Raw genomic sequence first — 22931 nt, forward strand, 5'->3', positions numbered from 1 at the left:
GCCTACCTCCCTTTTAATATCCAGGTTTTACCCTTATGTCAACACGCTATTCTTTTACAACAACACCTTCATCTTCTTTGGCTGACTCATCTGTAGGTGGGATGATGTCAACTGGTTGAACGTCATCATCTTCCCCGAAGTTTTCCATACTAATTTCTTTTTCATCACTTGATAAAACTGTGACGTCCATACCTAAGCTTTGTAGCTCTTTAATTAACACTTTGAACGATTCAGGAACGCCTGGTTCCGGAACGTTTTCACCTTTCACAATCGCCTCGTATGTTTTCACGCGACCAACGACATCATCTGATTTGACAGTTAAAATTTCCTGCAACGTATAAGCTGCACCGTATGCTTCAAGCGCCCATACTTCCATCTCACCGAAACGCTGACCACCAAACTGTGCCTTTCCACCAAGTGGTTGTTGCGTAACAAGTGAGTACGGACCTGTCGAACGAGCATGCAATTTATCGTCAACCATGTGCGCAAGCTTAATCATGTACATAATACCGACAGAAACACGGTTGTCAAACGGTTCTCCAGTCCGTCCGTCGTATAGAACAGTTTTCGCATCGCGTGCCATTCCTGCTTCTTCTAACGTCGCCCATACATCTTCTTCACGAGCGCCGTCAAATACAGGCGAAGCGACATGAAGACCTAACTTTCTCGCTGCCATACCGAGATGCAACTCAAGCACTTGCCCGATGTTCATACGCGAAGGTACGCCTAATGGGTTTAACATGATGTCAACTGGTGTGCCATCTGGTAAAAACGGCATATCTTCTTCAGGTAAAATACGAGAAATAACCCCTTTATTTCCATGGCGTCCTGCCATTTTGTCACCTTCGGAAATTTTCCGTTTTTGTACAATGTACACACGGACAAGTTGGTTTACACCTGGCGGCAACTCATCGCCGTCTTCGCGAGTAAACACTTTGACATCAAGAACAATTCCGCCCCCACCATGTGGTACGCGTAAAGATGTATCTCGAACTTCACGTGCTTTCTCGCCAAAGATAGCATGCAATAGGCGCTCTTCTGCAGTTAACTCCGTAACACCTTTTGGAGTAACTTTACCGACAAGCAAGTCTCCATCTTTTACTTCTGCACCGATGCGGACAATACCGCGTTCATCTAAGTTACGAAGCGCATCTTCACCGACGTTTGGAATATCGCGCGTAATTTCTTCCGGACCGAGCTTTGTATCGCGCGCTTCAGATTCGTATTCCTCGATATGAATCGATGTATACACATCGTCTTTCACGAGACGCTCGCTCATAATAATCGCGTCCTCGTAGTTGTATCCATCCCATGTCATGAACGCAACAAGCACGTTGCGACCAAGTGCTAACTCGCCTTTTTCCATCGATGGACCGTCAGCTAAAATTTCACCTTTCTCTACAATGTCACCCGCTTTAACAATCGGGCGTTGATTGTAGCACGTTCCTTGGTTTGAACGAACAAACTTCAACAGACGATATTTATCTAAGTCACCTTTGACTTCTTTTCCATCGACTTCGATTAAACGGCGTACCCAAATTTCTTTCGCTTCGACTCGCTCAACAATTCCGCGATGCTTACAAATGACTGCAGCACCAGAGTCTTTCGCTGCCACATACTCCATTCCTGTACCAACGATTGGAGCTTCCGGTTGCATAAGTGGAACAGCTTGACGTTGCATGTTCGCACCCATAAGCGCACGGTTTGAGTCATCGTTTTCTAAGAATGGGATACACGCTGTAGCTACGGATACGACTTGCTTTGGCGAAACGTCTACATAATCGACACGATCACGCTTAACGACAATGTTTTCACCACGGAAACGAGCAACAACGTTTTCTTCTAAAAATGTTCCATCTTCCGCAATCGGAACGTTTGCTTGAGCCACAACGTAATTGTCTTCTTCATCCGCTGTTAAATAATCAATTTGATTCGTTACTTTTCCTGTCTCAGGATCAACACGTCGATAAGGTGTTTCAATAAAGCCAAATTTATTCACTTTTGCATATGTCGAAAGCGAGTTAATTAATCCGATGTTCGGACCTTCTGGCGTTTCGATTGGACACATGCGGCCATAATGTGAATAGTGAACGTCACGCACTTCAAAACCGGCACGCTCACGCGTTAAACCGCCCGGACCAAGCGCAGAAAGACGACGTTTATGTGTCAATTCGGCCAGTGGGTTCGTTTGATCCATGAATTGCGACAATTGTGAGCTTCCAAAAAACTCTTTAATGGCCGCAATGACTGGGCGAATATTAATGAGTTGCTGTGGTGTAATTGTGTTTGTATCTTGAATGGACATCCGTTCACGAACGACGCGCTCCATACGCGAAAGTCCGATTCGGAATTGATTTTGCAGCAACTCGCCAACAGAGCGAAGTCGGCGATTTCCTAAATGGTCGATATCGTCTGTATCACCGACGCCATGCAATAAGTTAAAGAAGTAGCTAATAGATGCAATAATATCTGCAGGTGTAATATGTTTTACTGTTTCTGGAATATATCCATTACTAATGACTGTGATGACTTTTTCGCCATCTGGATCGTTTGGAGCATAAATTTTGATTGCTTGCAAAGCGAACTCATCTTCGACAACGCCCCCAAGCGGTTGGTATTTACGCATACCGATCCCTTTTTCAAGCTCAGGTAAAATGCGGTCGAGCGTTCTCCGATCGAGAACCGTTCCTTTTTCAGCAATCACTTCACCCGTTTCCGGATGAACGAGCGTTTCTGCTAAACGTTGACCGAATAAACGGTTTTTAATATGGAGCTTTTTGTTAATTTTATAGCGACCAACGCTTGCTAAATCGTATCGTTTTGGATCAAAGAAACGAGAGATAAGCAAGCTTTTCGCATTTTCAACGGTAGGCGGCTCCCCTGGACGTAACCGTTCATAAATTTCAAGCAACGCTTTTTCTGTACTTTCTGTGTTGTCTTTTTCTAACGTATTACGAATGTACTCGTTATCACCAAGTAAATCGACAATCTCTTGGTCTGAACCAAAACCTAACGCTCGCAATAACACGGTCACAGGCAACTTACGTGTACGATCAATGCGAACGTACACAACGTCTTTTGCGTCTGTTTCATATTCAAGCCATGCACCACGGTTTGGAATAACGGTAGCTGTAAAGCCTCGCTTTCCGTTTTTATCTACTTTTCCGCTGTAATATACGCTCGGTGAACGAACAAGCTGGGAAACGATAACACGTTCAGCACCATTAATAATGAACGTGCCTGTTTCTGTCATTAACGGGAAATCTCCCATAAATACATCTTGTTCTTTTACTTCACCTGTTTCTTTATTGATTAGGCGTACTTTCACCCGAAGCGGTGCTGCGTATGTAACGTCGCGTTCTTTCGACTCTTCAACAGAGTACTTCGGTTCTCCTAAGCTGTAATCAATAAACTCTAGTGACAAATTCCCTGTAAAATCTTCGATCGGTGAAATATCTTGAAACATTTCACGCAATCCTTCGTCGAGAAACCACTGGTAAGAAGAAGTTTGAATTTCGATTAAGTTTGGTAGTTCTAACACTTCACTAATGCGCGCATAACTTCTTCGTTGGCGGTGTCGTCCGTATTGAACTAGTTGACCTGTCAACTGATTCACCCCTCAAATCAAACATTAATAACTTGTCATCAGACAAAAAAGAAATGGTTTCTTATAAGAAAACCACATGTTTGACCTATTATATATTTTATAAGTTTTTCCTTTAAAACTAAAATTATACATACATACACAGCATACGTAAACTAAAAAATACACATTTAGCATTTTATAATGGTACCATACTGAAAATGTAGCGTCAAGCTTTTTGTGCTCGAATAATAAAGTAACCTTTTTTCTTTTCCACAACATCAACTTCATCAAAAATCATCTTTAACTTTTCTAAAGCAGACGGAGCACCTTGTTTCTTTTGAATGACAACCCATAGTTGACCACCCGGAAGCAAGTAGTTCGCACTTTGCTCAAAAATGGAATGAACGACTGCTTTTCCTGCACGAATCGGCGGGTTTGTCACAATTGCAGCAAACTTCCCTTCTACTCGATCAAATAAGTTGCTTATGTAAATCTGAGCATTTTCAACATCATTTTGCTGTTTGTTTTTCTTAGCCAACTCAATCGCTCGCTCATTTACATCAATCATATGTACCATTCGATGAGGAAAATCTTTCGCCAGCGCCAAACCGATTGGCCCGTATCCACAACCAACATCAAGAATATTTCCACTCACATTTGGTTCCACGAATGTTTCAATTAGTAGCCGGGAACCGAAATCGACTTCTTTTTTTGAAAACACACCTTGATCAACGGTAAATAAAAACTGATGACCTCGTAACATATACGTCCATTGAAACGGCTTACTTTCTACCACAGGTCGCTCCGTATAGTAGTGATCACCCATCACTCTCACCTCTCTTTCCTTTATTGTAAACGAATGCACATAAAAACACAAAGAAGCTCGCCGTTTTGAGCGAGCTTCTTTACTTTATTACTTAATTTCAACTTTCGCGCCAGCTTCTTCAAGTTTCGCTTTAATTTCTTCAGCCTCTTCTTTAGAAACGCCTTCTTTAACTGGCTTTGGAGTGTTGTCTACTAAGTCTTTTGCTTCTTTTAAGCCAAGACCAGTAAGTTCGCGTACAACTTTGATAACTTTGATTTTTTGCGCGCCGCCATCTGCAAGGATAACGTCGAATTCAGTTTTTTCTTCAGCAGCACCACCAGCAGCAGCACCACCAGCAACTACTACAGGAGCAGCAGCAGTTACACCAAATTCTTCTTCGATTGCTTTTACTAAGTCGTTTAATTCTAAAACAGTCATATTTTTAACCGCTTCAATGATTTGTTCTTTAGTCATGATCGATCTTCCTCCTTAATATTTTAGTTTTAGGCAATTTGAAAATTAAGCGCCTTGTTCTTCTTTCTTCTCAGCAACTGCTTTTGTAACAAGCGCAAAGTTGCGGATTGGTGCTTGAAGAACGCTAAGCAACATAGAGAGCAAGCCTTCGCGAGATGGGAGCTCTGCAAGCGCCTTAACTTCCTCAAGTGTTGCTACGTTACCTTCGATGATACCTGCTTTAATTTTTAACGCTTCGTTCTTTTTCGCGAATTCGTTTAAAATTTTTGCAGGAGCAACGACATCATCATTGCTGAATGCAATCGCATTCGGACCTGTTAATGTTTCATCCAAACCTTCTAATCCTAACTCAGCAACAGCACGACGAGTTAATGTGTTTTTGTACACTTTGAACTCGATGCCCGCTTCGCGAAGTTGCTTACGAAGCTCTGTAACTTGAGCGACATTTAAACCACGATAATCAACGATGATCGTTGATTTGCTCGCGCGAAGCTTTTCAGCAATCTCCGCTACTAGCTGCTGCTTTTGTTCAAGTACGCTGCTCATGTCAACACCTCCTGTAGAAGTTGAGTTTCGACACCACTTATACCGTTCAATAAAAAACCTCCATGTCAACGCAGACATGGAGGCCCCCGAAAAGTGCAAGATGCACTTATTTATGAGTCTCAACACCTCGGTAGGAAATTAAGCCTATATGAGGCACCTACTGTCTACGGTACAAATGATATTCGCTTTTCAAACAATAGATAGTATACTAAAGCGTTTCTAAAAAGTCAATATCTATAATTAGTTAGCAACAGCAACTGTAGAAGGATCTACTTTTACGCCAGGTCCCATTGTTGAAGCGACTGTTACGTTTTTCACGTATGTGCCCTTCGCCGCTGCTGGCTTCACTTTTAAGATTGTCTCATAGATTGTTGCGAAGTTTTCTACTAATTTTTCAGTATCAAACGATACTTTACCGATCGGCACGTGGATGTTTCCTGCTTTGTCAACGCGGTATTCTACTTTACCAGCTTTAATTTCATTAACCGCTTTCGCCACATCAAATGTAACTGTTCCTGTTTTAGGGTTTGGCATTAAACCTTTTGGTCCTAAAATACGACCGATTTTACCTACCTCACCCATCATATCAGGAGTTGCAACGATCACATCAAACTCAAACCAACCTTGTTGAATTTTGTTGATGTAATCTGTATCACCTACGTAATCTGCACCTGCTGCTTCTGCTTCTTTCGCTTTTTCGCCTTTTGCAAGCACTAATACGCGACGTACTTTACCTGTACCGTGTGGTAATACAACCGCACCGCGAATTTGTTGATCCGCTTTCTTCGGGTCAACTCCTAAACGGAAAGCAACCTCTACTGTTGCATCAAATTTTGCAACGTTTGTCTTTTTCACTAATTCGATCGCCTCTTGCACAGCGTATGCTTTTGAGCGATCAATCAACTTCGCTGCCTCTAAGTAACGTTTTCCTCTTTTTGGCATGTTTATTTCCTCCTTTTGTGGTTTTAACGGAAAGACCTCCCACGAATAAAGGTTGCGAAAACTATATAGTTCGCTTCCGCAACCTTCTCCAGCCAGATCTTCATTAGTCTTCGATGACGATACCCATGCTGCGCGCTGTTCCTTCGATCATGCGCATAGCTGCTTCAATGCTCGCCGCGTTTAAGTCTGGCATTTTTGTTTCAGCAATCTCGCGCACTTTGTCGCGCTTTACTGTTGCCACTTTATTACGGTTTGGCTCACCAGAACCAGACTCGATACCAGCCGCTTTTTTAAGTAATACAGCAGCAGGTGGAGTTTTCGTAATAAATGTAAATGAACGGTCTTCATATACCGTAATTTCAACAGGAATAATTAAACCTGCTTGATCAGCTGTACGAGCGTTGAATTCTTTACAGAATCCCATGATGTTAACACCAGCTTGACCTAATGCTGGACCGACTGGTGGTGCTGGATTCGCTTTCCCTGCAGGAATTTGCAATTTGACAACTTTAATTACTTTTTTAGCCACGAGACACACCTCCTTAAGTCCGTGATGTGGTATTAGGGATATTCCCTCCCACTCCATATATGAAAACAATCATCGCATTCGTCTCAATGATTGAGACATACTGACCTTAAAATATTATCACTTTTCTTGCTCATTTGCAAGTTGTTTACTATTATATTTTTTCAATTTGCGAAAAGTCAAGCTCTACTGGTGTTTCACGCCCGAACATGTCAACGAGCACAGTTACTTTTTGCTTGTCCATTTCGATTTCTTGGATCGTTCCAACAAAATTCGCAAATGGACCTTCTTTAATACGAACTGCTTCATTTAATTCAAAATCAAAATCCAAATCAATTAAATCAACGCCCATTCGTTTTAAAATCGCAGAAACTTCTTCTTCAAGAAGCGGCGTCGGTTTAGATCCGGCACCAGCCGAACCAACAAATCCTGTTACCCCCGGCGTATTACGAACGACATACCAAGAGTCGTCTGTCATAATCATTTCGACAAGTACGTAACCAGGAAACACTTTCTTTTTGACGACTTTCTTTTTGCCGCCTTTTGTGTCTGTTTCTTCCTCCTCAGGCACAACGACACGAAAAATTTTATCTTGCATGCCCATCGATTCAACACGCTTTTCTAAGTTCGTTTTTACTTTATTTTCATAACCCGAGTACGTATGAATAACATACCAATTCTTTTCCATTTGATGGGACGATATCGTCCTTCCCTCCCTAAACAAATCTTTTTTAGGCAAAATAAAAACCCGTTACCGGGCTTTATTTCTTGTTTGTTATCTTTCATTATACCATGGATATACGATCACTATTCAAGTATAAAACGAACTAACTCTGAAATTCCTAAATCAACAACAGCAAAAAATACAGTAAAAAACGCCACCGTCGCCAGAACGGTAATTGTATAGTTCACTAGTTCTTTTCGTTTTGGCCAGCTGACTTTTTTCATCTCGCGAACAACTTCGCGGAAAAACTTCGTTACTCGTTGCATAGAAAACCCTCCAACATCTCGGGATCATCAACTTACTTCGTTTCACGGTGAATCGTATGCGTATGGCATGTTTTACAAAACTTTTTCATCTCTAGCCGCTCATCGTGATGAGCTATATTTTTCATCGTTGTATAGTTTCGGCTTAAACATTGACTACACGCTAAAATCACTTTTTTGCGCATACGTTTTCCTCCGATACACTGCGTCTTAAAAACTGTATCATACAATATTTTTTTATGTCAATATTATAAACGAATTCCTTGAATTTCTACATACTTTTCTAGTTTGCGTTTCACGCGCTGTAGCGCGTTATCGATGGATTTCACGTGACGATTGAGCTCTTCCGAAATTTCTTGATATGATCGACCTTCTAAATAAAGGAGAAGCACTTTTCTTTCTAAATCGCTGAGTAGCTCGGTCATCTTTTCTTCAATGTGATTGAACTCTTCTCTATTAATAATTAGTTCTTCGGGATTTGTTATTTTCGTTCCCGAAAGAACGTCCATCAATGTACGGGCAGAATCATCTTCGTAAATTGGCTTGTCCAATGAAACGTAACAATTGAGAGGAATGTGTTTTTGGCGCGTAGCCATCTTAATAGCTGTAATCATTTGGCGAGTAATGCATAACTCTGCAAACGCCTTAAATGAAGATTGCTTGTCTTCTTTGAAATCCCGGATCGCTTTATATAGCCCGATCATTCCTTCTTGCACAATATCTTCGCGATCTGCACCGACTAAAAAATATGAACGTGCTTTCGCTCGAACAAAATTTTTATACTTATGAATTAAGTAATCAAGCGCCTCACTATCACCTTGATGTACGAGTTCTACAATCATTTCATCTTCTAATTGTTCGTAACGGCTTTGTTGTTTTTTGTTTGCATTTGCGCTCACGCCGATCCCCCCGCCCTGCACATGGATAAAAGTATTATACAGTACATTTTTTTACAGGGTCAATCGTTCATTTTTCCCCTCTTCGCCATTTTTCGAAAATTTTTGCGACTTCGTCTGTGAGAGGAATTTTTGACATCGGCTTTTTTTGTTGAATGTGCTTGACGTTCGTTGAAATATTTCGCTGCACCGCATCTACTTCAATCAATAATTCTCGGGCTGATTTGCGCAACGCTCCTTGACCGAAAATTGCCCATTGTTCCGTGTAGTCTGATGTAGCGACGTATACTTTTGTCCGAACTTGCTGGAGCGATTTCGCCAATTTCTCGATATGCTCATCAGCCGTTTCGTTTTCCTTTGTAAAAATGACCTCTACTTGATGATCGACATATTTTTTTGTTGTTCCTTGTACGAGGTGTGCATCGAAAACAATAATGACTTTACAACCGGTAAATGCTTGATATTCTGCCATTTTCTCGACAAGTCGGTCGCGCGCTAACGATAAATCTGTATCGCGCAACTCGCGCAGTTCTGGCCAGGCACCGATGATGTTGTAGCCATCAACGATTAAAATATCCATTTTACTCACCTAATGGATGACGCTTTCGGTACACCTCATACATTAACAAGCTCGCCGCAACCGAGGCATTTAACGATGTGACATGTCCTATCATCGGCAAACGAACGAGCACATCGCATTTATCTCGTAATAAACGGCTTATTCCTTTCCCTTCACTACCGATAATTAAGGCTAACGGAATGACTCCATCAAGTTGACGATAATCTTGAGTTCCTTTTGCGTCCGTTCCAAAAATCCAAACGCCCCGCTCTTTTAATTCATCTACCGTTCTCGCTAAGTTTGTCACCCGCGCAACAGGTACATATTCAATCGCACCCGTTGATGCTTTCGCTACCGTTGCTGTTAAACTAACTGAGCGGCGCTTCGGGATAATGATACCGTGGGCACCTACCGCATCAGCTGTTCGCATAATCGATCCTAAATTGTGTGGATCTTCAAGCTCATCTAAAATAATAAAAAATGGTGCTTCCCCTTGCTCTTCTGCCTTTTTAAATAAATCATCTATGTCATAGTATCGGTATGCAGCAACTTGCGCAATGACCCCTTGATGATTGCCGTCACTTAATTGATCCATCTTTTTTTTAGGAACATATTGTACCGTAATACCCATCTCTTTTGCGAGCTGAATGATCGATTGCATTTGACCACGTTGTGAGCCTTCAGCAATCCATATTTTATTCATTTCTCGTCCAGATTTTAATGCTTCTAACACCGGGTTCTTACCGATAATGAGATCCATCATTACTTCCTCCTTTCCTCATCGTTTTGATGTACATGTAACGCCAACTGCATTAATTGATGAAGTCGTTCTTCATTTCCACTCAAAAAATGGTAACCGATTAATGCTTCGAGCCCTGTACTTTGACGGTACGTTTGTACATCTGTATTTTTCGGGGTACTCCCTGATTTTGCATTACGACCTCTTCGAACAATAGCCATTTCCTGCTCAGAAAGTTGGTTATGATTGAGCAACCATTGTAATACTTTCGCCTGCGCCTTCGCACAAACGTACGTTTTTGCTAAGTTGTGTAAATCGTTTGGTTTTACTTTTCCTAAGGTCAGAAGGTGATGCCGTACGAATAATTCGTATACGGCATCACCAATGTAGGCTAACGTTAAACCGTTTAACTGCTGAAAATCTTTCATTTTGCTAAACAAATGCAACATCGTTTTATCCTCTTCTCCATCTCGTCCCTTGTGGTGTATCTTCTAAAATGATGTTTTTTGCCTTTAATTCATCGCGAATGCGGTCGGCTAATGCAAAGTCGCGATTTTTCCGTGCTTCAATGCGTTGTTGGATAAGCGCTTCAATTTCCTCATCAAGCAACTCATCTTGTTGTAAAGAAAGGCCTAGCACATCAAAAAGCTGTTCAAACTGTTGTAAAAAGGCTTGAATAACTTGTTGCGATGTATGATTTTCCATTAAGTAGACATTTGCTTGTTTCGCTAGCTCAAACAAAACCGCGATCCCATTTGCGGTATTAAAATCATCATCCATTTCGCGAATAAACTCGTTTCTTAATTCCTCAATTTTTGCTAGCCATTGTTCATCATTTGTCGTTAAATTCGTGCTACTTTCTAAACGGTGTTTTAAGTTCGTATATGCAGTCTTTAAGCGCTCCAACCCGCTTCTTGCACTTTCAAGCAACGGTTGGCTATAGTTGATCGGATGGCGATAATGAACCGAAAGCATAAAGAAACGTAGCACTTGCGGATCAACTTGCTTAATAATATCGTGCACTAAAATAAAGTTCCCAAGCGATTTTGACATTTTTTCATTATCGATATTAATGTAGCCGTTATGCAACCAATATTTCGCAAAAGGCTTTCCTGTTAACGCCTCAGATTGAGCAATTTCATTTTCGTGGTGCGGGAACGTTAAATCTTGTCCCCCAGCATGAATATCAATCGTATCCCCTAAATATTTACGTGCCATCGCGGAGCATTCGATATGCCAGCCCGGACGACCTTTCCCCCATGGACTATCCCAATAAATTTCTCCTTCTTTTGCCGCTTTCCATAAAGCAAAATCAAGAGGGTCTTCTTTTTTCTCTCCTACTTCAATACGAGCACCTGATTTTAATTCGTCGACCGATTGGTGAGATAATTTTCCGTAGTCAGAGAAACGACGCGTTCGATAATATACGTCACCGTCCACTTCATACGCATACCCTTTTTCGATCAGTTGTTCAATAAATTGAATAATTGTATCAATGTTTTCGGTGACACGCGGATGGACGTCCGCTTTTTTGCAACCGAGTGCTGTAATATCTTCAAAGTACGCCTCAATAAACCGTTCTGCAATGGTCGGTACATCTTCACCTAATTCCCTTGCTGCTCGAATAAGTTTATCGTCTACATCCGTGAAATTCGAGACGTATTGCACTTCATAGCCACGAAATTGTAAGTAGCGGCGAATCGTATCGAATACGATAGCTGGGCGAGCGTTTCCAATATGAATGTAGTTGTATACTGTTGGACCACATACGTACATTTTCACTTTATTTGGCTCTAACGGGATAAACGGTTCTTTTTTTCTCGTCAACGTATTATATACTTGAATGCTCATGGTTCACCGTTCCTTTCTTTAGTTCTTCTAATTGTGTTTTTAGTTGCTCGATTTCTGCTTCTAACTCTTTAAAACGATCTGCAATCGGATCCGGTAAATCACAATGATTTAAATCTTTATTCACACGCACGCCATTTTGCACAACGACGCGACCTGGAATTCCAACGACTGTTGAGTTCGGTGGCACATCTTTCAACACGACCGATCCGGCTCCAATTTTACTGTTTTCTCCAATAGTAATGGAACCAAGCACTTTGGCGCCAGTCGCAATCAAACAATTATCTTTAATGGTCGGATGACGCTTTCCTTTTTCTTTCCCTGTTCCTCCAAGTGTGACGCCTTGATACACTGTCACGTTATCACCAATTTCGCACGTTTCTCCAATGACAACTCCCATACCATGATCGATGAAAAAGCGCCGACCGATCTTTGCGCCGGGATGAATTTCAATACCCGTAAAAAAGCGACTAATTTGCGAAATGAGGCGCGCTAAAAAATAAAATTTTCGCTTATAAAGCGCGTGGGCAATACGATGTGCCCAAATGGCATGTAAACCTGAGTACGTCAAAATAACCTCTAAATAACTTCTTGCTGCCGGATCTTGTTCAAAAATAACTTCAATATCTTCTTTTAATGTTTTAAACATATTGCTCCCCCCTTTGTTATTTTTCAAATAAAAAACGTCCCTGTGTACAATGACACAGAGACGCTTGGTTGCGCGGTTCCACTCTGTTTAGCCGAAGGCTCACTCTTGCCCTTATAACGGAAGGGAATCCGCTCCATTCTACTACAGAACGTCTCTGGTTCGAAAGGAGGCTCCGAGGTGCATTTCAAAAGAATCAAGCATAAACCACTTCCAGCCAAGGTGGTTCTCTCTGACATGCTGATTCTTTTTACTTCTCCTCATCAACGCTTTCACCAATATAGGTTACACCTATTTTATTATATAAACAAGGAAATGTTAACGGATGAATTTTACTAATCGAGACAATACCGCTTCTTTTCCGAGCAAACGAATCGCCTCTGGAAGTTCGGGACCGTGCGTTTGCCCTGTTACCGCCACACGAATCGGCATGAATAAGTTTTTCCCTTTTTGCCCCGTTTCTTTTTGTACCGCTTTAATGGCTGCTTTAATGTGGTCACTATCAAACGTTGCAAGCTGTTCCATTTGCTCGTAAAATGCTTTTAATACATTCGGCACTTGTTCGCCAGCTAAAACAGCCTTTGCCTCTTCATCATACTCGATTTCTTGTTTAAAGAACAACTCTGATAGCTCAACAATTTCAGCGCCGTAGCTCATTTGCTCTTGATATAGTGCGATTAAATCACGAGCCCACTGTTTCTGTTCATCAGTCATTTGTTCCGGCAAGCGCCCTGCGCGAATTAAATGAGGAAGCGATAGTTCCACTAACCGATCTAAATCAAGCTTTTTAATATATTGATTGTTCATCCATGTCAGCTTTTGTTTATCAAACATCGATGGCGATTTTGATAAACGGGACACATCAAACATGCGAATAAGCTCTTCTTTCGTGAAAATTTCTTCTTCTCCCTCTGGCGACCAACCTAATAGCGCAAAAAAGTTAAACATCGCTTCTGGTAAATATCCGAGTTCTTTATATTGAGAAACGAATTGAATAATTGACTCATCGCGCTTTGATAATTTTTTACGATTTTCATTTACAATTAATGTTAAATGTGCGTATTTTGGCGGCTTCCAACCGAAATATTCATACACCATTAACTGTTTCGGTGTGTTTGATAAATGTTCTTCACCGCGGAATACATGTGTAATTTTCATTAAATGATCGTCAATGACGACAGCGAAGTTGTACGTCGGGATGCCATTGGCCTTTACGATCACCCAATCGCCAATATCTTTCGATTCAAATGATACACGACCGCGCACCATATCTTCAAATTCATATACTTTTCCTTCCGGTACTTTTAAACGAATCGTATACGGTTTTCCTTCAGATTCAAGCTGTTGAACTTGCTCTGGCGTTAAATGACGGCATTTGCCACTATATTGCGGTGCCGCAATGCCCGCCGCTTTTTGTGCCTCACGCTCTTGCTCTAGCTCCTCAGGCGTACAAAAACATTTATACGCATAGCCTTTTTCTAACAATTCGTTTGTATATTGGCGATAAATATGCAGACGCTCCGTTTGACGATAAGGACCATATCCTCCGTCTTTGTCTACCGATTCATCATATTCAATACCGAGCCATTTCAAGTTTTCAAGCTGTGATTGTTCGCCACCTTCTACATTCCGCTCAATATCTGTATCTTCAATGCGAACGATGAATTTCCCATGATGGTGACGAGCAAACAAATAGTTAAACAACGCTGTGCGCGCACCACCAATATGTAAATGACCCGTCGGACTTGGCGCGTAGCGCACCCTTACTTCCTGTGTCATGTCATGACCTCCATCTACCTAATTTCTGTACCTCATTGTACCGTAAACCGCATACAAAATCCATCATTCATTATTTTTTTTGTAACAAAACAACAGCTTGTGCGGCAATTCCTTCCTCTCTCCCTGTGAAGCCAAGTTTTTCTGTTGTCGTCGCCTTGACGTTAACTTGTGAAATATCCCCTTCTAACAATTCAGCAATACGTTTTTGCATATTTGGAATATGTGGTGCCATTTTTGGTTTTTGCGCAATAATCGTACAGTCAACGTTAACAAGCGTATACCCGTGTTGACGAACAAGTTTCCATACGTGTTGTAAAAGTAGCGCAGAGTCAACGTCTTTGTATGCTTCATCTGTATCAGGGAAATGTTTTCCGATATCCCCTTCACCAATGGCTCCTAAACAAGCATCAGCAATCGCATGCAACAACACGTCCGCATCAGAATGTCCGAGCAATCCTTTCTCATACGGAATGTTGATTCCACCAATGATAAGCGGACGCCCTTCAGCAAACTGATGAACATCAAACCCTTGTCCAATTCGATACATCATCGATCCCCTCTCGCACGTAAAATCGCTTCCGCAAATAATAAATCTTCCGGTGTCGTTAGTTTAATGTTTGTATACTCACCTTCGACAATGACGACACGATGACCCATCCGCTCAACAAGACTGGCATCATCTGTTCCGATAAATCGCTCTTTTTTTGCCCGCTCATGGGCATTAAGAATTAATGACATGGAAAAAGCTTGTGGCGTTTGCACAGCCCACAAGCTCGATCGATCGACCGTTTTCTCAATATGGCCATCGACCACCTGTTTCATTGTATCTTTGACAGGAACAGCGAGCACAGCTGCTCCCGTCTCCTTTGTTGCATGCACAAGTTCGTGAATTTTCTTGATTGTTACAAACGGGCGAGCACCGTCGTGAATGAGCACAATGTGACCATCGTTGACCGCTTTTAGTCCGTTATAGACGCTCTGCTGTCTTTCTTCCCCTCCTGAAACAAGAGCATTCACTTTTTTTATTTCAAAACAACGAAGCATACGAACAAATTGGTCACGTTCTTGATCGTTAATAACTAACACAACACCTTGACAAAAATCATCTCTTTCAAATACACGTAACGTATGAATAATAACCGGTATCCCTTCAAGCTCAATAAACTGTTTGTTTATTCCTGCATTCATTCGTTTTCCTTGACCAGCTGCCGGTATAACGACATGGTAATTCATTCTCCTATCTCCTAACAGCTTATAATGCTTTTTCAAGTAGCTTTAGTTTGGCAAAAATCATTCTTCCAGCCGAAGTTTGTAACACGCTCGTTACAAGCACATCGACGCGTTTCCCAATGTACTCTTTTCCGTCCTCTACAACGATCATCGTTCCATCATCTAAATAGGCAACGCCTTGATTTTGTTCTTTTCCGTCTTTAATGACGTGAACATTCAATTCTTCCCCCGGAAGAACGATCGGTTTTACCGCGTTCGCCAAGTCGTTAATATTTAACACGGGAACATTTTGTAGTTCGCATACTTTATTTAAATTAAAGTCATTTGTCACAACAACACCTGATGTCAATTGAGCCAATTTGACGAGCTTGCTGTCAACTTCCTGGATTCCTTCAAAGTCGCCTTCGTATATTTCAACGTTAATGGCTAACTCTTTTTGGATACGGTTTAAAATATCAAGCCCTCTCCGTCCACGATTTCTTTTTAGTGCATCCGAAGAATCAGCAATATGTTGCAATTCTTCTAGGACAAAACGCGGTATAACGATCGTCCCTTCCAAAAAGCCCGTCTGGCAAATATCCGCAATACGCCCGTCAATAATGACACTCGTATCTAAAATTTTTAGCGATTTTCCTTTTTTCTCCTCTTCTTCGCCACCTTTTTTCTTGCCACTTCGGTTTGACAACGAAAATAAGCCCATTAACTCATCGCGCTTTTTAAATCCGACTTGAAATCCTAAATACCCTAACAATAGCGTAAGAAAAATAGGCAATATCGTATTAACAAGCGGAATTTGAATAGAGTTTAATGGAATAACGACTAAAAAGGCTACAATCAAGCCGAAAATCAAACCGAGACTTCCAAATAATAAATCAGTTACAGGTGCTTTGACTAACGTTTCTTCCATCCAATGAATAAGTCCAACCACATGATCGACTAACCAGAACGTGAGAAGGAATACGATGATCGCACCAACTGGGGCCGCTACATATGGGCTATTGACATAAGGAAGATCGTTTAAATGTAATAGCTTCAACAAAGTAGGAAAGAAAATAATTCCTAGCATTCCCCCAGTAATTAAAAAAGATGCCTGCACAATTCGTCTTAACACGTTTTTCACCTCCTCTATTACATTATAAACAGTTTCCAATGTTTGAAACCAATCTGAACATCATTTTTAATCATTTTTTAATGGTTTTGTTAAAATATTGGACCATTTTTCCCTTCTCCTAATGCGTAGTATAGCGCCTCTTCGACATTAGCTATTCCGATGATTTCAACACCTTTTGGAATGTTCCACCCACCGATGTTGCTTTTCGGAATAATGATGCGCTGAAAGCCAAGTTTAGCAGCTTCTTGTACACGCTGTTCAATGCGGGAGACACGACGCACTTCCCCTGTTAATCCAACTTCCCCGATTACAACGTCCGTATGATTTGTCGGTTGATCTCGAAAGCTAGATGCAATGCTTACCGCAATCGCTAAGTCAATCGCAGGTTCATCTAACTTTATGCCACCAGCCACCTTTAAATATGCATCTTGGTTTTGAAGAAGCAGACCAACTCTTTTTTCAAGCACAGCCATTAGTAAAGATACGCGATTATGGTCTATTCCTGTCGCCATTCGACGTGGCGTTCCAAAGCTAGTCGGCGATACTAACGCTTGAATTTCCACTAACACCGGTCTCGTTCCCTCCATGGAAGCGACGACCGTTGACCCAGCTGCACCTTTCGAACGCTCTTCTAAAAAAATTTCTGATGGGTTTTTGACTTCGGTAAGCCCCATTTCTTTCATTTCGAAAATACCGATTTCGTTTGTGGAACCGAATCGATTTTTCACTGCCCGTAAAATGCGATACGTATGATGACGCTCTCCCTCAAAATATAATACAGTATCAACCATATGTTCTAAAATGCGCGGTCCTGCAAGCGCTCCTTCTTTTGTAACATGCCCAACTATAAAAATCGCAATACCTTTTGTTTTAGCTAGTCTCATTAACTCTGCCGTACATTCACGAACTTGTGAAACGCTCCCTGGGGCCGATGTAATTTCTGATCGATATATCGTTTGGATGGAATCAATAACGACAAACGCTGGCTTCATCTCGTCAACCGTTTGGATAATATGTTCTAAGTTTGTTTCAGATAAAACGTATAAATGTTTAGCTGTCACATGCAACCGTTCAGCACGCAACTTCGTTTGTTTTACCGATTCTTCCCCGGAAATATATAAAACGGAGTAGTCATCGCTTGCGAGTTGAGCGCAAATTTGTAGCAACAACGTCGATTTCCCAATACCCGGATCCCCCCCAATCAAAACGAGAGAACCACGAACAATGCCGCCTCCTAACACGCGGTTAAATTCTGTAAACTTCGTATCAATTCTCGGCTCCTGCGTTGTTTCCACCGTTGTAATCGATACAGGTTTAGTTGTTCCACCTTCTGTATGCACAAATAATGCTCGGGTGTGTGGTTTTACTATTTCCGTTTCTTCAACCATCGCATTCCACGAATGGCACCCCGGACATTTCCCCATCCATTTCGCCGTTTCATATCCACAATGTTGGCAAACGAACTTTGTTTTCCGCTTAACCATAACTCCATTCCTTTCATGATGAAAAACAAGGTATGCGTGTAAGCATACCTTGTTTTCGTTATTTTACTGTCTCTTTTGTCAACACAACAAACTGTCCGTCCTTTACATCCATGACAACTTTTTGTCCGCTGCCGATTGTTCCTTTTAACAGTTCTTCAGATAAACGGTCTTCAACATGTTTTTGAATCGCGCGACGCAATGGACGTGCACCATATTCTAAATCGTAACCTTCTTCTGCTAATTTTTCAATTGCGGCATCGGTTAACTCTAAATCGATTTGTTGTTCTTGTAGGCGTTTTTTCAATTGCTCAACCATTAATGAAACAATTTCTTTCAAATGTTTCTTCTCAAGCGAATGGAACACAATAATTTCATCAATTCGGTTTAAAAATTCCGGACGAAACGCCTTTTTCAATTCGTCCATCACTTTCCCTTTCATATCTTTGTACTGTTGACTCTCGTCTTGCACATTGAAGCCAACGTATTTATTTCTCTTCAGCGCATCCGCACCAACGTTTGATGTCATAATAATGATCGTATTTCGGAAATCAACTGTCCGTCCTTTCGAATCCGTTAAACGCCCATCTTCTAATACTTGTAGTAAAATGTTAAATACGTCTGGATGAGCCTTTTCAATCTCATCTAATAAGATGACAGAATACGGCTTGCGACGAACTTTTTCCGTTAATTGTCCACCTTCTTCGTAGCCAACATATCCCGGAGGTGAACCGACAAGACGTGATGTCGAATGTTTCTCCATATATTCAGACATGTCAATTCGAATCATTGCATCTTCATCACCAAACATCGCTTCTGCAAGCGCACGGGCTAATTCTGTTTTTCCGACACCCGTCGGACCAAGGAAAATAAACGAACCGATTGGGCGTTTTGGATCTTTTAAGCCTGCACGGGCGCGACGAACTGCTTTTGCAACTGCTTTGACAGCTTCTTCTTGTCCGATCACACGGGAATGTAAAATTTCTTCTAGTTTTAACAACCGTTCTGTTTCTGTTTGAGCTAATTTGGAAACCGGGATTCCCGTCCAGCTAGATACAACAGCTGCGATGTCCTCTACAGTTACTTCGGAGTTTTCTTGACCTTGTTTCTCTTTCCATGCTCGTTTCGTTTCTTCAAGTTGTTCGCGCAATTTTTGTTCTGCATCTCGTAATGATGCTGCTTTTTCAAACTCCTGGCTTTGTACCGCTGCATCTTTTTCTTTACGAATTTCCTCAAGTTTTTGTTCAAGCTCTTTTAAATTTGGTGGTGTCGTAAACGAACGTAAACGTACTTTCGAGCAAGCTTCGTCAATTAAGTCAATTGCTTTATCTGGTAAAAATCGATCTGAAATGTAGCGATCTGAAAGCTTCACAGCTTGCTCAATTGCCTCATCTGAAATCGAAACGCGATGGTGAGCCTCATAACGATCTCGCAACCCTTTTAAAATTTGGATCGATTCTTCAACTGTCGGCTCACCAACATGAATTGGTTGAAAACGTCTTTCTAACGCCGCATCTTTTTCAATATATTTGCGATATTCATCCAATGTTGTTGCGCCAATACATTGCAACTCTCCACGTGCAAGAGACGGTTTTAAAATATTTGATGCATCAATAGCTCCCTCTGCGCCACCAGCTCCGATGAGCGTATGCAATTCGTCAATAAACAAAATGATATTTCCTGCTTGACGAATTTCATCCATCACTTTTTTCAAACGATCTTCAAATTCTCCACGATATTTTGTACCTGCCACGACCGTTCCCATGTCAAGCGTCATGACACGCTTATCACGAAGCGTCTCTGGCACTTCGTTATTGACGATTTGTTGAGCTAGTCCTTCAGCAATAGCCGTTTTTCCTACACCTGGCTCCCCGATTAAAACAGGGTTATTTTTCGTTCTACGGCTTAACACTTCAATGACGCGTTGAATTTCTTTACTTCTTCCAATGACAGGGTCTAAACCGCCTTCACGAGCGATCGCTGTTAAATCGCGGGCTAAACTATCTAATGTTGGGGTATTGGCATGCGTTGTTCCCCCATGATGTCCTGAAGCAGACTCGTTGCTTCCTAATAATTGAAGTACTTGTTGGCGAGCTTTATTTAAGCTTACCCCTAAGTTATTTAAAACGCGAGCCGCTACACCTTCTCCTTCTCGAATAAGACCAAGCAAAATATGCTCTGTACCGACGTAAGAGTGCCCAAGTTTTCTAGCTTCATCCATTGACAATTCAATTACTTTTTTGGCACGAGGCGTGTAATGAATCGTTTGTCCTACTTCGTTTCCACGTCCGATGAGCGATTCAACTTCTTTTTGAATTTTATCTGGCCCTAATCCGAGCGCCATAAGCGCTTTTGCTGCAATTCCTTCCCCTTCTCGAATAAGACCGAGCAAAATGTGCTCTGTTCCGATATTGTTATGTCCTAACCGAACCGCTTCCTCTTGCGCTAATGCTAACACTTTTTGTGCTCGTTCTGTAAAACGTCCGAACATCATTTTCATCAACCTCCTTTAATTCACTTCCATTGGTGTAATCGTTCACGAATGAGCGATGCACGACGAACATCACGTTCTTGCGGGCGTAATGCACCACCAGCATACTTTTGTAAAAAGCCGGGCTGCGTCAAAATCATTAGCTCTGTTAAAATTGTTTTTGGTACGTTCGTAATATATCCGAGATCGATGCCTAATCGTACATCAGATAAACATTGGGCAGCCTCTTTTGAACCAATGATCCGGCTGTTCGTTAGCACACCGTAAGAACGATATACCTTATCTTCTAATTGTATGTTAGAAGTTTTGACTAATGCCTCACGCGCCATTCGTTCTTGTTCAATTAGTTGACGAACAACTCCTGTTAAATCTTCAACAATATCCTCTTCACTTTTTCCAAGTGTAATTTGATTAGAAATTTGAAAAATGTTTCCTAACGCTTCACTACCTTCTCCATACGTGCCGCGAACAACTAGACCGAGCTGGTTGATCGCAGGAATCAATTGATTCATTTGCTGTGTTAACACAAGACCCGGCAAATGCATCATTACAGATGCTCGCAAACCTGTGCCGACATTCGTTGGACAGCTCGTCAAATAACCGTACTTTTCGTCGAAAGCGTAGTCAATATGTTGTTCAATCCAATCATCCAAAGCATTTGCCATTTTCAATGCTTCTTTCAGCTGAAAACCAGCAAATAGACATTGAATACGAATATGATCTTCCTCGTTGATCATAATACTTGCTTCTTCTTGTTCGGATAATAAACATGCACCAAACGTACAATCTTCAGCTAAATGAGGACTAATCAAATGTTTTTCAACTAATACACGTTTTTCAATAGATTGTAATTCATTCATTTTTAATAAGAAAAAAGGACCGATATGATCGAAACTTTTTTGTAAAAATAATCGTTCAAACAACTGAACAATTTGCATTGCTTCTTCATTTGTAAATACCGTTGGGAACGGATATTTTTTCATATTTCTCGCTAAACGAATACGGCTACTAAGTACAATATCAGAGTCTGGCCCCTCTTCATTCATCCATGGACTGAGAGCGCGTTGGAAAAACAAATGTTCATTCATATAATTAGGCGCCCCCTTCCGCATGTAATTTTGCTTCAAGTTCTCGAATTTGATCACGCACTTCAGCAGCCTTCTCAAATTGTTCTTTAGCAATAAGCTCCTGCAACATTTGTTTCAACTGCCCGATTTGCTTACGGACATACAACGTACCTCCTACTCGCTTCGGAATTTTTCCCTCATGCGCTACATGTCCTCCATGTAACTTTCGAAAAATAGGTGGTAAATGGCTACGAAACGTTTCATAACAACTCGCACAACCAAAACGACCGACTTTAACGAATTGAGCGTATGTCATTTTACAACGCTCACATTGTAATATATGTTCATTGTGAAAAGAGGGAGCTTTTGGCTCTTTTAGCGATGCATCCATATTTAATAGTCCAGCAATTAAATTATTGATTGAAAAAGCTCCTTGATGCGGGAACATAAACATTTCGCCTTTTTCGTGAGCGCATTGCTCACAAAGATGAAATTCTGTCTTCTCCCCATTAACAATTTTAGTGAAATGAAGCGTTGCTGGTCGTTGATTACACTCTTGACATATCAAAGTATTCACCCTCTCTACATATACTTTAACGATGTCAGCATCGCTTTTAATATGCGCGCACGCAACTCGTCACGATGAGGAAGGTCAAGAGATAAAACCGTGCGATCAATAATGCTTAACATCATATTCGCTTCTCGTTTTGAAATTACCTTTTCATCTAATAAGCGTTGAATAATATGTTCTCCATTTGTTTGACTAATTCTTTCTTGGACAAGTGACAATAAATGATCAATAAGCTGAGAAGTATTTTGAGTTTTCACTTTCATTATGCGAATATAGCCACCACCACCTCGTTTACTCTCGACAATGTATCCTCTTTCTAACGTAAAGCGTGTGTTAATGACATAATTTATTTGCGAAGGAACACACTGAAACTTGTCTGCAATTTCGCTTCGTTTAATCTCAACGATATCTTTTCCGCTCATATTTAATACTTGTTTTAAATATTGCTCAATGACATCAGAGATATTCCTCACATAATCCCTCCTCTGTCAGTTGACTTTGACTATATTTGACTTTAATTTTAATATATACGGATTTCTTCAAAAATGCAAGGATTCCCTTCTTTTTCTCATATATTTTACCCATTGCATTCACGATATAAAACAAAAAGACCAAGACAATTTAGTCTTGGTCTTTTTCTTGCCCGG

The 22931-nt window shown here is 41.1% G+C and carries 24 protein-coding genes and 2 other annotated features; all 24 genes read right to left on the minus strand.

What is annotated here, in order from left to right; genetic code table 11:
• Positions 1 to 46: 46 nt before the first annotated feature.
• Complete coding sequence (gene rpoB, locus BO219_RS14100) at positions 47 to 3607, minus strand: DNA-directed RNA polymerase subunit beta (protein WP_009361485.1); 3561 nt, start codon at positions 3605 to 3607, stop codon at positions 47 to 49.
• Between the two features lie 205 nt (positions 3608 to 3812).
• Positions 3813 to 4412, minus strand: coding sequence for a class I SAM-dependent methyltransferase (locus tag BO219_RS14105; protein ID WP_077429982.1), 600 nt, complete (start codon positions 4410 to 4412; stop codon positions 3813 to 3815).
• An 87-nt stretch (positions 4413 to 4499) separates the two neighbouring features.
• Positions 4500 to 4865, minus strand: coding sequence for a 50S ribosomal protein L7/L12 (gene rplL / locus BO219_RS14110; RefSeq protein ID WP_077429983.1), 366 nt, complete (start codon positions 4863 to 4865; stop codon positions 4500 to 4502).
• Positions 4866 to 4910: 45 nt separating this feature from the next.
• Positions 4911 to 5411: a 50S ribosomal protein L10 gene (rplJ, locus tag BO219_RS14115; RefSeq protein ID WP_004888648.1), complete on the minus strand. Its 501-nt coding sequence runs from the start codon at positions 5409 to 5411 to the stop codon at positions 4911 to 4913.
• Positions 5412 to 5453: 42 nt separating this feature from the next.
• Positions 5454 to 5599: a sequence feature (ribosomal protein L10 leader region), on the minus strand.
• A gap of 52 nt (positions 5600 to 5651) precedes the next feature.
• Positions 5652 to 6353: a 50S ribosomal protein L1 gene (gene rplA / locus BO219_RS14120; protein WP_006322669.1), complete on the minus strand. Its 702-nt coding sequence runs from the start codon at positions 6351 to 6353 to the stop codon at positions 5652 to 5654.
• A 103-nt stretch (positions 6354 to 6456) separates the two neighbouring features.
• Positions 6457 to 6882 carry a 50S ribosomal protein L11 gene (rplK, locus tag BO219_RS14125; RefSeq protein WP_003397643.1) on the minus strand — a complete coding sequence of 142 codons (426 nt, stop codon included), beginning with the start codon at positions 6880 to 6882 and terminating at the stop codon, positions 6457 to 6459.
• A 151-nt stretch (positions 6883 to 7033) separates the two neighbouring features.
• Complete coding sequence (gene nusG, locus BO219_RS14130) at positions 7034 to 7567, minus strand: transcription termination/antitermination protein NusG (RefSeq protein ID WP_004888641.1); 534 nt, start codon at positions 7565 to 7567, stop codon at positions 7034 to 7036.
• A gap of 119 nt (positions 7568 to 7686) precedes the next feature.
• Positions 7687 to 7869 carry a preprotein translocase subunit SecE gene (gene secE, locus BO219_RS14135; protein WP_006322671.1) on the minus strand — a complete coding sequence of 61 codons (183 nt, stop codon included), beginning with the start codon at positions 7867 to 7869 and terminating at the stop codon, positions 7687 to 7689.
• A gap of 32 nt (positions 7870 to 7901) precedes the next feature.
• Positions 7902 to 8051, minus strand: a complete 150-nt coding sequence (gene rpmG / locus BO219_RS14140) for a 50S ribosomal protein L33 (protein WP_077429984.1) — start codon at positions 8049 to 8051, stop codon at positions 7902 to 7904.
• A gap of 63 nt (positions 8052 to 8114) precedes the next feature.
• Positions 8115 to 8765 carry an RNA polymerase sporulation sigma factor SigH gene (gene sigH, locus BO219_RS14145; RefSeq protein ID WP_004888635.1) on the minus strand — a complete coding sequence of 217 codons (651 nt, stop codon included), beginning with the start codon at positions 8763 to 8765 and terminating at the stop codon, positions 8115 to 8117.
• Positions 8766 to 8832: 67 nt separating this feature from the next.
• The gene (locus BO219_RS14150; protein ID WP_004888634.1) at positions 8833 to 9342 is read right to left on the minus strand and encodes an NYN domain-containing protein; all 510 of its coding nucleotides are present in this window, start codon (positions 9340 to 9342) and stop codon (positions 8833 to 8835) included.
• 1 nt (position 9343) lies between these two features.
• Positions 9344 to 10081 (minus strand): 23S rRNA (guanosine(2251)-2'-O)-methyltransferase RlmB, encoded by a 738-nt coding sequence (rlmB, locus tag BO219_RS14155; RefSeq protein WP_006322676.1) that lies wholly within the window; start codon positions 10079 to 10081, stop codon positions 9344 to 9346.
• Between the two features lie 2 nt (positions 10082 to 10083).
• Positions 10084 to 10509 (minus strand): Mini-ribonuclease 3, encoded by a 426-nt coding sequence (locus BO219_RS14160; protein ID WP_077429985.1) that lies wholly within the window; start codon positions 10507 to 10509, stop codon positions 10084 to 10086.
• 4 nt (positions 10510 to 10513) lie between these two features.
• Positions 10514 to 11911 (minus strand): cysteine--tRNA ligase, encoded by a 1398-nt coding sequence (gene cysS, locus BO219_RS14165; protein WP_077429986.1) that lies wholly within the window; start codon positions 11909 to 11911, stop codon positions 10514 to 10516.
• On the minus strand, positions 11892 to 12557 hold the full coding sequence (gene cysE, locus BO219_RS14170; protein ID WP_077429987.1) for a serine O-acetyltransferase: 666 nt from the start codon (positions 12555 to 12557) through the stop codon (positions 11892 to 11894). Before cysE ends, cysS begins: the two co-directional genes overlap by 20 nt.
• Positions 12558 to 12610: 53 nt before the next feature.
• Positions 12611 to 12830 (minus strand) — a binding site (T-box leader).
• A 42-nt stretch (positions 12831 to 12872) separates the two neighbouring features.
• On the minus strand, positions 12873 to 14333 hold the full coding sequence (gltX, locus tag BO219_RS14175) for a glutamate--tRNA ligase (protein ID WP_077429988.1): 1461 nt from the start codon (positions 14331 to 14333) through the stop codon (positions 12873 to 12875).
• Between the two features lie 70 nt (positions 14334 to 14403).
• Positions 14404 to 14880 carry a 2-C-methyl-D-erythritol 2,4-cyclodiphosphate synthase gene (ispF, locus tag BO219_RS14180; protein ID WP_077429990.1) on the minus strand — a complete coding sequence of 159 codons (477 nt, stop codon included), beginning with the start codon at positions 14878 to 14880 and terminating at the stop codon, positions 14404 to 14406.
• Positions 14880 to 15566: a 2-C-methyl-D-erythritol 4-phosphate cytidylyltransferase gene (gene ispD / locus BO219_RS14185; RefSeq protein ID WP_077429991.1), complete on the minus strand. Its 687-nt coding sequence runs from the start codon at positions 15564 to 15566 to the stop codon at positions 14880 to 14882. The genes ispF and ispD overlap by 1 nt, the downstream gene beginning before the upstream one ends.
• Before the next feature lie 19 nt (positions 15567 to 15585).
• Positions 15586 to 16674: a PIN/TRAM domain-containing protein gene (locus BO219_RS14190; protein WP_035020787.1), complete on the minus strand. Its 1089-nt coding sequence runs from the start codon at positions 16672 to 16674 to the stop codon at positions 15586 to 15588.
• Positions 16675 to 16763: 89 nt separating this feature from the next.
• On the minus strand, positions 16764 to 18158 hold the full coding sequence (radA, locus tag BO219_RS14195) for a DNA repair protein RadA (protein ID WP_004888620.1): 1395 nt from the start codon (positions 18156 to 18158) through the stop codon (positions 16764 to 16766).
• A gap of 58 nt (positions 18159 to 18216) precedes the next feature.
• The gene (clpC, locus tag BO219_RS14200) at positions 18217 to 20649 is read right to left on the minus strand and encodes an ATP-dependent protease ATP-binding subunit ClpC (protein ID WP_041637576.1); all 2433 of its coding nucleotides are present in this window, start codon (positions 20647 to 20649) and stop codon (positions 18217 to 18219) included.
• 20 nt (positions 20650 to 20669) lie between these two features.
• Positions 20670 to 21734: a protein-arginine kinase McsB gene (locus BO219_RS14205; protein ID WP_077429992.1), complete on the minus strand. Its 1065-nt coding sequence runs from the start codon at positions 21732 to 21734 to the stop codon at positions 20670 to 20672.
• A 4-nt stretch (positions 21735 to 21738) separates the two neighbouring features.
• Positions 21739 to 22281, minus strand: a complete 543-nt coding sequence (locus tag BO219_RS14210) for a protein-arginine kinase activator protein McsA (protein WP_035020791.1) — start codon at positions 22279 to 22281, stop codon at positions 21739 to 21741.
• Between the two features lie 14 nt (positions 22282 to 22295).
• A complete protein-coding gene (locus tag BO219_RS14215; RefSeq protein WP_006322691.1) occupies positions 22296 to 22757 on the minus strand; it encodes a CtsR family transcriptional regulator in 462 nt (153 codons plus the stop codon).
• Positions 22758 to 22931 lie beyond the last annotated feature (174 nt).

This window comes from Anoxybacillus kestanbolensis, assembly GCF_001996285.1.
Lineage (GTDB): Bacteria > Bacillota > Bacilli > Bacillales > Anoxybacillaceae > Anoxybacillus > Anoxybacillus kestanbolensis_A.

Bases quoted from the DNA above. Each gene is read 5' to 3' on its own strand.
- BO219_RS14105 (WP_077429982.1), bottom strand. From the start codon at position 4,412: ATGGGTGATCACTACTATACGGAGCGACCTGTGGTAGAAAGTAAGCCG.
- rplL (WP_077429983.1), bottom strand. From the start codon at position 4,865: ATGACTAAAGAACAAATCATTGAAGCGGTTAAAAATATGACTGTTTTA.
- rplJ (WP_004888648.1), bottom strand. From the start codon at position 5,411: ATGAGCAGCGTACTTGAACAAAAGCAGCAGCTAGTAGCGGAGATTGCT.
- rplA (WP_006322669.1), bottom strand. From the start codon at position 6,353: ATGCCAAAAAGAGGAAAACGTTACTTAGAGGCAGCGAAGTTGATTGAT.
- nusG (WP_004888641.1), bottom strand. From the start codon at position 7,567: ATGGAAAAGAATTGGTATGTTATTCATACGTACTCGGGTTATGAAAAT.
- secE (WP_006322671.1), bottom strand. From the start codon at position 7,869: ATGCAACGAGTAACGAAGTTTTTCCGCGAAGTTGTTCGCGAGATGAAA.
- rpmG (WP_077429984.1), bottom strand. From the start codon at position 8,051: ATGCGCAAAAAAGTGATTTTAGCGTGTAGTCAATGTTTAAGCCGAAAC.
- BO219_RS14150 (WP_004888634.1), bottom strand. From the start codon at position 9,342: ATGGATATTTTAATCGTTGATGGCTACAACATCATCGGTGCCTGGCCA.
- rlmB (WP_006322676.1), bottom strand. From the start codon at position 10,081: ATGGATCTCATTATCGGTAAGAACCCGGTGTTAGAAGCATTAAAATCT.
- BO219_RS14160 (WP_077429985.1), bottom strand. From the start codon at position 10,509: ATGTTGCATTTGTTTAGCAAAATGAAAGATTTTCAGCAGTTAAACGGT.
- cysS (WP_077429986.1), bottom strand. From the start codon at position 11,911: ATGAGCATTCAAGTATATAATACGTTGACGAGAAAAAAAGAACCGTTT.
- cysE (WP_077429987.1), bottom strand. From the start codon at position 12,557: ATGTTTAAAACATTAAAAGAAGATATTGAAGTTATTTTTGAACAAGAT.
- gltX (WP_077429988.1), bottom strand. From the start codon at position 14,333: ATGACACAGGAAGTAAGGGTGCGCTACGCGCCAAGTCCGACGGGTCAT.
- ispF (WP_077429990.1), bottom strand. From the start codon at position 14,880: ATGTATCGAATTGGACAAGGGTTTGATGTTCATCAGTTTGCTGAAGGG.
- ispD (WP_077429991.1), bottom strand. From the start codon at position 15,566: ATGAATTACCATGTCGTTATACCGGCAGCTGGTCAAGGAAAACGAATG.
- radA (WP_004888620.1), bottom strand. From the start codon at position 18,158: ATGGTTAAGCGGAAAACAAAGTTCGTTTGCCAACATTGTGGATATGAA.
- clpC (WP_041637576.1), bottom strand. From the start codon at position 20,649: ATGATGTTCGGACGTTTTACAGAACGAGCACAAAAAGTGTTAGCATTA.
- BO219_RS14205 (WP_077429992.1), bottom strand. From the start codon at position 21,734: ATGAATGAACATTTGTTTTTCCAACGCGCTCTCAGTCCATGGATGAAT.